Annotated in this window: 7 protein-coding genes and 1 pseudogene; 3 read left to right on the top strand and 5 right to left on the bottom strand. The window is 50.9% G+C overall.

What is annotated here, in order from left to right; translation table 11 throughout:
* Window positions 1-127: 127 nt before the first annotated feature.
* Window positions 128-334 (top strand): annotated as a pseudogene (locus MXE39_RS10135) (flagellin); the annotation flags it as partial.
* A gap of 930 nt (window positions 335-1,264) precedes the next feature.
* On the opposite strand, the gene phoU reads toward MXE39_RS10135, so the two are convergent.
* The 5 genes from phoU to MXE39_RS10110 all read right to left on the bottom strand — a co-directional run bounded on the left by phoU (window position 1,265) and on the right by MXE39_RS10110 (window position 7,006).
* On the bottom strand, window positions 1,265-1,942 hold the full coding sequence (phoU, locus tag MXE39_RS10130) for a phosphate signaling complex protein PhoU (protein WP_246977232.1): 678 nt from the start codon (window positions 1,940-1,942) through the stop codon (window positions 1,265-1,267).
* A gap of 556 nt (window positions 1,943-2,498) precedes the next feature.
* Window positions 2,499-3,284, bottom strand: coding sequence for a phosphate ABC transporter ATP-binding protein PstB (pstB, locus tag MXE39_RS10125; protein ID WP_246977231.1), 786 nt, complete (start codon window positions 3,282-3,284; stop codon window positions 2,499-2,501).
* A gap of 375 nt (window positions 3,285-3,659) precedes the next feature.
* Window positions 3,660-4,613, bottom strand: a complete 954-nt coding sequence (pstA, locus tag MXE39_RS10120) for a phosphate ABC transporter permease PstA (protein ID WP_246977230.1) — start codon at window positions 4,611-4,613, stop codon at window positions 3,660-3,662.
* 210 nt (window positions 4,614-4,823) lie between these two features.
* The gene (gene pstC / locus MXE39_RS10115; protein ID WP_247074044.1) at window positions 4,824-5,699 is read right to left on the bottom strand and encodes a phosphate ABC transporter permease subunit PstC; all 876 of its coding nucleotides are present in this window, start codon (window positions 5,697-5,699) and stop codon (window positions 4,824-4,826) included.
* 431 nt (window positions 5,700-6,130) lie between these two features.
* On the bottom strand, window positions 6,131-7,006 hold the full coding sequence (locus MXE39_RS10110) for a phosphate ABC transporter substrate-binding protein (protein ID WP_247074042.1): 876 nt from the start codon (window positions 7,004-7,006) through the stop codon (window positions 6,131-6,133).
* Window positions 7,007-9,845: 2,839 nt separating this feature from the next.
* On the opposite strand from MXE39_RS10110, the gene MXE39_RS10105 reads away from it, so the two are divergent.
* Window positions 9,846-11,288 carry an MATE family efflux transporter gene (locus MXE39_RS10105; protein WP_246977227.1) on the top strand — a complete coding sequence of 481 codons (1,443 nt, stop codon included), beginning with the start codon at window positions 9,846-9,848 and terminating at the stop codon, window positions 11,286-11,288.
* Window positions 11,289-11,624: 336 nt separating this feature from the next.
* The gene (locus MXE39_RS10100) at window positions 11,625-11,813 is read left to right on the top strand and encodes a hypothetical protein (RefSeq protein WP_246977226.1); all 189 of its coding nucleotides are present in this window, start codon (window positions 11,625-11,627) and stop codon (window positions 11,811-11,813) included.
* The last annotated feature ends 12 nt before the right edge of the window (window positions 11,814-11,825 follow it).

Genomic DNA, 11,825 nt, shown 5'->3' with positions numbered 1-11,825 from the left:
TAGCGATTTTTCGCTATTTTTTATCACTCCATAGATACATCATTTTCAGTTTAAAAAACCTCAAAACTAGATACTACTTTTGAGGCTTTAATTAAGCAAATTTTGCTTTTTTTGATGTGTGGCTATGTTACAAAATAGAATGGAAAGCACTATTCGCAATCAGGCAAATATCTCTGAAAATCAGTCTGATGCACGCAGCAGAATTCGTGACACAGACTTCGCCTCTGAGACTGCAGCTCTGACTCAGAACAATATTATTCAGCAGGCTTCTCAGACTGTACTGGCCCAGGCTAACCAGCGTCCAACTATCGCCCTGAGCCTGTTAGGCGGTTAATTATTACAGATTTCTTTCTCTTTTATCATCGAGGCGGGCTAACACCCGCCTTTTTATTTCGCGTATAAATCCATTTAAATCGATATAGCCTGTATTATGTTTTATAGTGTATTTTGCGTCGCTTACCATGTTGTAGCTCGACAGGATATTCATGTGTTTGCTGTATCGGTATAGGGAGTGCTGCTATAGCTGCGTGAAATGCGGGCGGCATGAAAGAATAAGTCAGGTTGCGGGTGGCTTCTGGACACTGGTGATGTGCGCTGCGGGAAGTGGTGGCGGGGATTTGTTGCTGGGAGGTTGCAGGGAGTGGTGGAGGGGATTTATCGCTGGGAGGTTGCGGGCATAAAAATGGGGGCACACTGTTTGTGGCCCCCGCACCGATTGAACTTCCTTAATAAATGGAACTTTTTGCTGTGATGCACTGTTTCAGGCAAAGAAATCAGGACTGTGTTCCTGACTTATAGCAATCTTGCCGGACGGTTGAACCGGCATGGCCTTCAATGGCCTTTAATATGTGTGTATTACACATCCCATGAATGCGGGATAAACAATATTCTGCAGATACTTTTAATCCTGTCCCGGTAATTTTCATACCGGGACACAACTGCGGGCTTTAGCCTTATTACAGACTGTGGCATAGCAGTTCTTTTTCTGGCCTCCTCATGGCCAGCTGAGCCCGATTAACAGTCGGAGCAGCCGGCGCAGACGATCTGACCATGACATGGCATGTCTGGCATGTCGGGCATATTGCGGCACGTCGTGGCCTGTAGCTGCTCGTCGTGGCATGTCTGGCATATCTGGTATGTCGGGCATGTTGGGGCATGCTGCGGCATTTTGAGGCACGTCGTGGCATGTTGCGGCATGTCATGCCTGTATATGCGCGTTATGGCATATGTACGGGGCATGTATCAGCGCCCGGCCTGAATACAATCAGGCCTGCATCAGGCTTCCCAGAGCACCGGTATTCTTGTCCGGATGCTCGCCTGTCTGCTGGAAAATAACCCAGTTGGCTACATTGGTAGCATGATCGCCAATACGCTCCAGGTACTTGGCCATCATGATAAGGTCCACAATGGTCACTGGTGAGTGCCCCTGCTCAGTGATCAGCGAAACCATCTGATCACGGGCCTTTACAAGGTAATCATCAACTATGTCATCGCGCTCGATAACCTGATTTGCAAGTGCCAGATCCTGAGTTACAAAAGCTTTGATAGCGTCATTAACCATGGCACGTGCGGCTACGGCCATGTCCTCGATAAGCTTGAAGTTGCTTTTTTCAGTGTAGTCGAGGTTCATGACAATTTCAGCAATGTCACTGGCCTGATCGCCAATACGCTCCAGATCAGTAATGAGCTTTAAAGAGGCACTGACCAGACGCAGATCAGAGGCAATAGGCTGCTGATGAAGGATGATGCTCAGACAGAGGTTTTCAATCTCACGCTCTTTCTGATCGATCACGAAATCGGACTGATAAATGCTGCGGGCCAGTTCCTGATCGCCCTGCTGCAGAGCCTTGATGGCATCGTTCAGAGCGTTGTCGCACAGTTTACCCATGGACTCAATTTCGTCACACAGGTTGCGCAGCTGGTGGTTGTAAAGTTCACGCATGGAATTATCCCTATACTTGTTCTGCAGGTAAAACAGGCCTGATAAAGTTTGCTGACATATGCTGTAAACGCAACGCCGTAAAGCTCATAAATGCGTGGGGGGCAATGCTTTGCCTCTGCCTGTCCAGGTTGCTGTTCTGTCAGGCATACCGAGCGTTAAGGCGCACTTGTCGGTGTGGTGCATGGGGCACGCAGTGCCGCATGCGTCGCACTTTGCGTACGGTGAACGCTGATCGCGCGGTGCATGGTGTGCGCGCGGCCGCAGTTCGTTGGTTTTGCAAATGTCAGTAAGCCTGATCCGTCATCATGTCCTCGATGGCCGCCTCTGCCCTCTATCCCATAAAGCAGAGCCTGCAGCCATTGTTGGACAGTGCATGTATCTACCTTGTGACCGGCACAATGCCTGATGATTCAGGCACAGTCGTCGGCATTGATGTTCATAGCACTGTTTTCACGCTGCTATGTGCCTGTCTGGCAGCAAAGCGGCGTAAAAGCCTGGGCTGTAGCAGTCCTGTGGTGCCACCACAGCCGCAGGAATATGATGACGGGCAGGTCTGTTAACCGAAACGGCCAGTGATGTACTCTTCGGTACGCTTGTCCTGAGGCTTGGAGAAGAGCTCATCAGTATTGTTGAACTCAACCAGATCGCCCAGCAGGAAGAAAGCAGTGTCATCGGAGATACGAACAGCCTGCTGCATGTTGTGGGTAACCATGATGATGGTGTACTTGTCCTTGAGCTCAACAGCCAGGTCCTCAATCTTGGAAGTGGAAATAGGATCCAGAGCGGAGGTTGGCTCGTCCATCAGAAGTACCTTTGGCTGTACGGCCAGAGCGCGGGCAATGCACAGACGCTGCTGCTGACCACCGGAAAGACCAAGAGCAGAGGTCTTGAGACGATCCTTGACCTCATCGAAAATGGCGGCCTGTCTTAAGCTGGTCTCAACAATCTCGTCAAGCTCACTGCGGTTTTTGACACCGTGAGTACGTGGACCATAGGCAATATTGTCGTAAATGCTCATTGGGAAAGGATTTGGCTTCTGGAATACCATGCCTACTTCCTTGCGCAGAGCAGATACATCGATGGACTTGTCGAGAATTTCCTGACCCTGATACTCAATGGAACCAGTAGTGGTAACACCTTCAACCAGGTCATTCATGCGGTTAAGAGTCTTGATGAAGGTGGACTTGCCGCAGCCGGATGGGCCAATGAATGCGGTAATGGCATTGGACTTAATCTGCATGTTGATGTCCTTGAGGGCGTGGTGATCGCCATTGCCATACCAGAGGTTGAAGTTGCTGACGTTGAAAACCAGGTTGTCAGATACAGTATTGATCTCGCTCATTTTTGTATTCCTGCCTCATGGGCTTTTATCAGCTGCCGTAAGCTCTTTGCCAGGCCGGCTCATACCATGTTCACATAGCCGGTCTTAACCGGCTGGGGAAGACCAGTAACAGTATTACAGTCACTGTCACTGCTGGTCCTTTACTGCCAGTGATTCTCTGTTCTTTAGTGGCAGCGGCATGAAATGCCTGAGCAGCTGTGGCCTGAGGCCATGTAATTCTTTGCGTTAAGGAAACAGTTCAATCAGTGCCCTCAGGGCGGCACCATACCCTCTCTCTTATGTCTGAGTATTGTTAAGATGTATTCAGTTAAGGCATCTTGCAAGGCGCCAGGCTGTGCAGGCGCCTGTTGCAGCTGTGGGCTGCATCATGGTGTCCTAGACGCGGGCCTTGCCAGCGCGGCGCTTGAGACGTGCTCCCATGGTGGATGCCATGAGGTTGATGATGAAGCTCATAATCAGCAGGATAGCGGCGATTACGAAAGCAACCTCGAACTCACCCTGCTCCTTGGCGTAAACATACAGAGCTACAGTCAGGGTGGAACCGGAGTTGGCCAGACCATCGATAAAGCCGTTTAAGGTGTGGGCAAAGCCGGCGGTGAACAGCAGAGCAGCGGACTCACCCATCATACGGCCTACAGCCAGAATACAGCCGGTTACGATACCGTCTACGCAGCAAGGCAGAACAACAGTCTTGATAACACGGAACTTGGCAGCACCCAGACCAAAAGCACCTTCACGGTAACCTGATGGAACAGTCTTGAGGCTCTCCTGAGTGGTACGGATGATGGTTGGCAGAGTCATGATTACCAGGGTCAGAGCACCAGCAAGCAGAGAGGTCTGCAGACCGAAGAACTGACAGAAAATAAGCATACCTACCAGACCATAGATAATGGATGGAATACCTGCCAGGGTCTCAATGGCATATTCGATGACATTTACGAGACGGCGTGAGGTGGCATACTCATTTAAGTAGATAGCAGCTCCTACACCTAAAGGCAGTACCAGTACCAGGGCGGCGACAATAATGTAAACGGTGTTGAGAATATCAGGCAGCACACCAATGGAACGGGTCAGATAGCTTGGCTTGGTGGAGATGATCTGCCAGGAAAAATGTGGAATTGACTCGATGAGAATGTAGCCAATCAGGAAGAAAACCAGCGATACGGTAAGGCCGGTGCAAAGGTACATCATTCCTTTCATCAAAGAAGCGTACATCTTGCGCTGGAAGGCATTACGGGATGGAGCAAACACGGCTCCGGTCTGGAACTGGCTCTTAGCTGAGCTCTTACTGCCTGAAGAGGCGGACATGGAAACAGTAGTGTCAGACATTTTATTATTCACAGTATGTGTTCCCCTGAATCACAGGTGTTCAGACTTCCGGCGCTGAGCCCCTTACGGGAGTTTTTCGTTTGTATCTGATCTTGTTACCGGGCCGGAATTAATGCTTTTTGCTGGCCTGTCTGTGACAGGGAGACAGTAAATCTGGTATCGGGCAGCTGGTATGTTGTCCCTGCCCGGCCGTTACAGACTCTCGGGCTCTTACTTCTGGCCTTTCTTGAGAATCATGTTAAGGGTGGCATTGATCATCATGATGAAGATGAACAGTACCAGAGCAATAGAGAACAGAGCGTCACGCTGCAGACCTGAAGCATAGGACATTTCTGATGCCACGGCAGTGGTCAGGAAGCGTACGGACTCGAAAATCGATGGCATGTTAGGAACGTTACCGGCAACCATCATAACGGCCATAGCCTCACCAATGGCACGACCTACGCCCAGAACAACTGCTGAGGCGATGCCGCTCTTGGCAGCTACTACGCTGACACGGAAAACGGTTTCAATCTTGTTGGCACCAAGGGCCAGAGAACCAAGCTCGTACTCTTCAGGAACTGCACGTAAGGCAGTGATGGAGACCTTGATGATGGATGGCAGAATCATGATGGTCAGCACCAGGATAGCTGCCAGGAGGCTGGCACCGTCAGGCAGGTTGAACACGCGCTGAACGAATGGAACCAGGACCAGCATACCGATAAAACCGTAAACTACGGATGGGATACCGGCCAGCAGATCGATTAAAGGTTCTACAGAACTGGCAATGGAGCGTGGGGCAATCTTGGCAAGGTATACGGCGCAGAAAAAGCCCAGAGGAAGACCCAGGACGATAGCACCACCGGTGCCGTAAAAAGAGGTAAGGATGAATGGCAGAATACCGAACTTTGGTTCAGCGGCTGTAGAAGCCCAGGTATCGCCAAAAAGGAAATCGTACAGGCCTACTTCAGCAATGGCAGGAAGACCGGCAATGATAAGGTAAATACTGATGAGGATTACGAGAGCAATGTTGATAAGGCCAAAGCACAGGAAGAAATAGCGTGCTGCCTCTTCAATGTCCCAGCGGGAGGATTTTGTTCTGATCATTTCGGCTAAAAGTTCAATCTGGTTTTCAGGCAGATAAACATTGCTGCCCGATGCGCTTTGCGCAGATACGCCCCAGAACAGCAACTGCTCTTATGCAGTACTCCGGGGTGTCATGGTCTGATTACAAACCTCCTGAGCCGGATTAACACAGGGCCCAGGTATGTCCCGACAGCCTGTGGCTGACCGGATTCTGTTATCTGTGATGTCCTCATCGCAGTTGACTGTCTTAATCGTGAGCAGTACAGCCTGTGATGTCTTTAATCTCCTTCCAGGGCCGTCGGACACGGACGGCCCCAGGAGAGCTGCGCAGCATATGCTGCATACTGTGCGGCCTGAGTATGAGACAGAACACTTTTGTATCTTTATTCTGTCCTTACTCCTGCCCGGGCTGTCACCAGCCTGCCGCCGGGCAGATAAGTTACAGTTGCTTATTACTCAGCTACTGGAACAACACCGGTCATCTTTACGATTTCGGAGGCCTCAGGTGACAGAGCGTACTTGAGGAAGGACTTGACGGCATCAGTCTGCTCAACACCCTTCTTGGTAACCATTAAGAATGGACGCTGTAACTTGTAGGAACCGTCCTTGATGGTAGCTTCGCTGGCAACTACACCACCAACGGAAACAGTCTTAATCTTCTTGCTGACAGCGGACAGGGAGGCGTAACCTACAGCGTTAACGTTCTTGGAAACAGTGGTCATAACGTCACCGGTGGAGGTCAGTTCCTGACGGTACTTGCAGGAATCCTTGGTGTCAGTTACGGTCTCAAAGCCGTCACGGGTACCGGAACCGGCTTCACGGCCGATCAGAACGATTGGGTGATCCTCACCACCAACCTGCTTCCAGTTGGTTACTTTGCCGGTATAAACGTCCTTGATCTGCTCGAGGGTGAGGTCAGAAACAGGGTTCTTAGGGTTAACAACAACTACGATGCCGTCCAAGGCAACAACGTGAGCATCCAGGGTCTTGGTCTCATCACCCTTTAAACCACGGGAAGCCAGACCAATGTCGGTACGGCCTTCAGCTGCAGCGGCGATGCCGGCACCAGAACCGGTTGGGCTGTAGGTGAACTTGATGTCCTTGTTCTTCTCAGTGAAGGACTCACCCAGAGCACCAATCAGATACTCCATGGAAGTGGAACCGTCAGTGGAAACAGAGCCGGCAGCGTGAGCAGGAGCTAAAGCGGCGGCGGCTAACATGGCACTGGCAGAAAGGGCGGCAAATAACTTGTTGAATTTCATGGAAACACTCTCCTTGGTTTTGATGCGCTTATGGTAGAAATCAAAAGTTAAATAAAAAAAGCCCAATTGTTAAAAGGCTGTAAAATACCCCGCTATTTTTTGACCATCCTCACACTTTGCCCTCCGCCCTGCTGTAAGCTTGATAAACAGGCCTTTTTCACAGAAAACCCACACACCATCACCCAAAATACACCAGGATCCCAGTAAGGCCATATTTATCGCGTATTTCCCATGGCTGTGGCCCTCAGGCTTTTATTGTTAAAGAATTGTTAAAACACCGCCCGCCCCTGTAATTTTTGGAAAATATTTATCTATTAGTCCGTCACCGGCACCATATACTCCACAAAAACACTTCAGCCAGACCAATATACGTACACTTACCGCCAAACTGCATCTAACCCCGGACCATTCCCTGTTATCCCATTATTAATAATCCCGCCGGCTCAGGGAGCAGTATCCATATGAAGTCATAGCTGTGCCTTACCGCAATGTATACCCGCACTAATCTTCATGCTTTGCCACATACATATAGCAGTGGAGCTGGTAACACCATGCCCAGACCTTTAGCTTTATATAGCAAGGTCACTTTCCCCGGCATCAGATCTCAATATTGTCATGGCCGATGTTGATGGTGCCTGCCTCACACAGCTCAGCCCAGCACCCAAGCCCGAAAAGTTCTCCGTCTTTGCACCTGCCTAAGATTAGCTTTCTCCCCCTGCTGGTTGCCTGCTTGCACAGCCCATAGCATTCCTTCCCATAAACCAGTAAAAGTCTCTGCCTGCGCAGCTGCCACTGATGGGCGTTCATCTCTGGCAGATGCCTGCCTCACACAGCTCAGCCCCGACCCTAAGCCTGAAAAAGACTCTGCCTGCGTACCCGCCACTTATGAGCTTTCGTTCCCTGCCGGTTACCTGCAAACGTGCAGACACATACTCCCTGCAGCTGTAGACACATACTCCATGCAGGCACAGACGACGTTCAGGATCCAATCACAGAGCGCAGTTCCTTACAACTGTGCAGGCGCCCGCCCAGTTCACAGCCTATGGCTATACTTATGCGTCTTTTACATGGCCCGGGCAATGGACAGCGCTCTGAATCAGCCCCTCTTTGCGCAGAGAAGAATAAGCATGCTGTCAGCAGACAGTCCATCCGGGCATGCTCGTAACGATTGCACTCTCGTTCGTGATCCTGATGAAGACTGCCAGGCTCTATGCCCTGTTGCCCGGACCACTTCTTTCCCTGTGACGCTCTTTGCTTGGGAGCTGCTGCACAGTGCCAATAAATAAGCTGTAAAGATGACCAGATCGGCTGTCCATGCTAATCACAACAGCCTGAACGCACCCATGCCCCACATGCATACGCATGGATTTATGTCCGGCATGCTCACAGCCATATACCCCCATGTCTCTCCGGCATGCCCAAAGGCATATGTTTGGATGTTTATCTGGCTGGCTCACTGGCATATACATGGATGTGCGTCAGGGTGGCTCACTGGCATATGCCGGGGGTGTGTCTTGCAAGTTCAGGCTCACGATCATGCTGGCCCTGACTGTCTTTGCGTGCAGGGTATTGCGATTTACAGTCACGGATATAAATATGATATATATCGCTTTCTGTCGTTGTCTCTACCCTGCAGTGAGTAGATAGCCTTTTTCCTGCCTCTGGTATATGATAGGGCCACTCATCCATAAAGGTCAGTCAGCTGCTGTATGCTCTTAGTGCTCACAGTCAGCTTATCCTCCCGGACCGCTCAGGTCCTGCGGCAGTATCAGCCTTTACCATCTGCCGTATTATCTGACCAGTCACTTATTGAATACCGATCCATAACATTATGGCTATCTACTACTTCCTGTTATTCGTAGGAACAATGTACAGCTGGCTGCCCATGGGCTAGGTCTCAACAGCAGCATACTCTCTGTTCCACCTGCGTATATACGCAACTGTATCGAAGATAATGCACCGCAAGGCAAGGCCACTGCCTGCCTCTATTACAGCTCCGCAGCTGCATAGGATAAGTGCTCTGTCTTCAGACAGCCTGTGCAGCAAAGAGTACAGATGATCAGGCACTTGCCTGTCATCTCAGTGCAAGATACGAATTTCAGGCAGAGTGATAAGTATTCCCGCCCCGTGGCCCGGTAGTGTTACCTGTTAATTGCTCCATGGTGACAGCCCGGCTCCTGCCTACCTGAAAATACCCTTTAATAAAAACCGGCAGAACTTTGCTCACTGCTCCGGGAAGTCCGGCGCAGTACCGTTCAGGGCTCACCAGCTTTATGTCCGGCCTGTCCATCCATGATGGTCAAGCTCAGGAACCTGATACTGCGCACGCTTTGCGCCACATGCATCATGACCTTATGAGGCTCAAAGCCCATAAGTGCTGGCACTGCAGCCAGCGATATTGATGAGTGGACGGCCTCATGCGTCCATCCAATGCACATGCCCACAGACATAATCAGGCCGCCGCCAGGCACTACGAGCAAAGACAGTCCAGCCGCATAAGCTGCCAGCTTACCAGTTCTGCAGCCTCAGCTGCATTCTAAAGCTGCCGCTGCACGGTAAGAACAGTGCTCAGTCACTATGGGCTCGAGCACGCTACTGCGAGGAGCCCAGGATGATGCTGCAATGACAGATATCAGGCCAGGCAATACCCGTGGAAGCATAAATAAGGCAGAAAGGCGTAAGACGCCCAGTTCAAAGCCGAGTTCATTCATGCATAAGGACGCATGTTTTCCCGACCGCTGGTCTCAATGACCAGCAACAGTAAGACGTCCGGTCATAAAGATTAAATGAAGCCTGAAAGTCAGGCATAAGGCGGCAATCTCAGGCCTGTGCATTTATACCTGGGAGTATTGCCAGCCACGGTGGCATTTGCCGCCGACTGTCCTCAGTAAAACAGGATTAGTCCATGTCCAATAACGAACAGATTCATGGCGCAGCTGACACAGTGCCAGAGCATGACTGTGTGCCGCCTCTTAAAGATGAGATAAAAGATACCCTCAAGCTTTTTGGCCCTGTTTTCCTGGGCATGATTGCCACTACAGCAACAGGTGTGGTTGATACCATCATGGCCGGTTATGCAGGCTCAGTGCACCTTGCAGGTGTGGCTATTGGCGCGTCCTTCTTCTGGCCGGCTGCTCTTTTTGTTATTGGCCTTGCGCTGATTGTTCAGCCAACCGTAGCCCATCTGCGTGGATCAGGTGACTTCGACAAGATACCGGTTCAGGTATGGCTTGCCACTGTGGTGGTGCTGACCGCCTCATTTATTGTGGCCGTGGGCACCAGTCTTATGCCTCTGCTCTTTGACCTGCTTACTGATGCCGATGAGCAGATGATGTACATAGGACGATGGTATCTGATTTCCACAGCTGCAGGTGTTCCGGGCTTTGCCCTCTTTGCCCTGATGAGAAATTACTGGGAGGGACTGGGGGTTACAGTTCCATCATCGGTCTTTGGCTTTTTTGCTCTCTTTATTAATATCCCGCTCAACTACATCTTTATTTTCGGCAAGTTCGGTGCGCCTGAACTGGGCGGTATCGGCTGTGGTGTAGCCACAACAGCTACGGTCTACATTACTGTCATCCTCATGTACTTTTACGTGCGCCGGGCTCCACGCTTTGCCAGCACCCGTATTTACGGCCGTACCTACCCGGTAAGCTGGCATCAGATAAAGAACTATCTGGCCCTGTCCGTGCCCCTTGCACTGTCTACCACCATTGAGATGACATGTTTTTCCCTGGTAGCGCTCTTCCTTGCGTCATTTGGCGCTGTAACCGTATCAGGCCATACCATTGCCATGAATGTCTCGGGCGTTATCTACATGATTCCGCTGTCACTTGCGTCAGCAGTGGCCATACGAACCGGTGCCGCTCTGGGGGCTGGTCACTGGCAGCGTGCCCGTCAGGCCGCCCGCGCCGCCATTGTGCTGGGCCTTATGCTCTATGCAGGCTACTTTTCGGTGCTGCTGGCTTTCAGAGAGCAAATAGTATCCCTGTACAGTAATGATCCTGAGGTAGTAAACCTTGGTATTACCCTGCTGATGTTCTGCCTTGTCTACCTGCTGCCTGAAAACATCATGACTGTAGCCTCTGGTGTAGTACGAGGCTTTAAGGACACCAGAACCATTTTCATTATTACTCTGGCAATTTACTGGGTAGCCGGTCTGCCTCTGGGCGCCCTGCTGGCCTTTGGCTATGCATGGCCTGAAGAGCTGGGAGCACAGGGCTTCTGGATAGGCTTTATCAGCGCTCTTACCTGCGGCTGCGTGCTCTACGTCTCACGCATTATTTATCTTTTTAGCCGCAAGAAGCTGCCGCACACATTCCATATGACCGATCCAGTCATGAAATAACTGCTCCACCAGGCATGCTGCCCTGCCAGGGCCATGCCCAAAGCAAGACGCTGCCAGCCCGGCCAGCCAGCCAGGCAGCTGTCCTGGCCCATACATCCTGAAGCCTGCCATGGAAGCATCATCCAGAGCCTGCAGAGCAGTATGAAAACATTGCCAGTTAAGCAGGCAGGGCATTACCCATATCCTGCCCTGCAATTTGGAAATCTTATGCAGGCTGGGACTGACACTGCCATGCATTGTCCTGCAATTTGGAAACCTTATGCAGGCTGGGACTGCTACTGTCATGACCTGTCCTGTCCTGCAATTTTGAAATATTAAGAAAAAGGAGATTTTGCCATGTCCTTATACACAAGGCCTGAGAGCATCAGACCAACCAACGCACCTAACAGCCTGTCCTCCTCATCATCTTCCTCTAATGAGTGTGCTGCGGGCAGCTCTTTTGTGGAATACGATCTGACCCTGCCAGAGGGTTTCATGGGTGCCGGCTGCGCACATGTGCTGCCAATATATCGGTCAAAAACTTGATTTCCGGGATAG

It is taken from the genome of Anaerobiospirillum sp. NML120511 (assembly GCF_023050955.1).
Classification (GTDB): domain Bacteria; phylum Pseudomonadota; class Gammaproteobacteria; order Enterobacterales; family Succinivibrionaceae; genus Anaerobiospirillum.
Note: the sequence above shows the minus strand (reverse complement) of the source record. Positions and strands in the feature narration are given on the sequence as shown.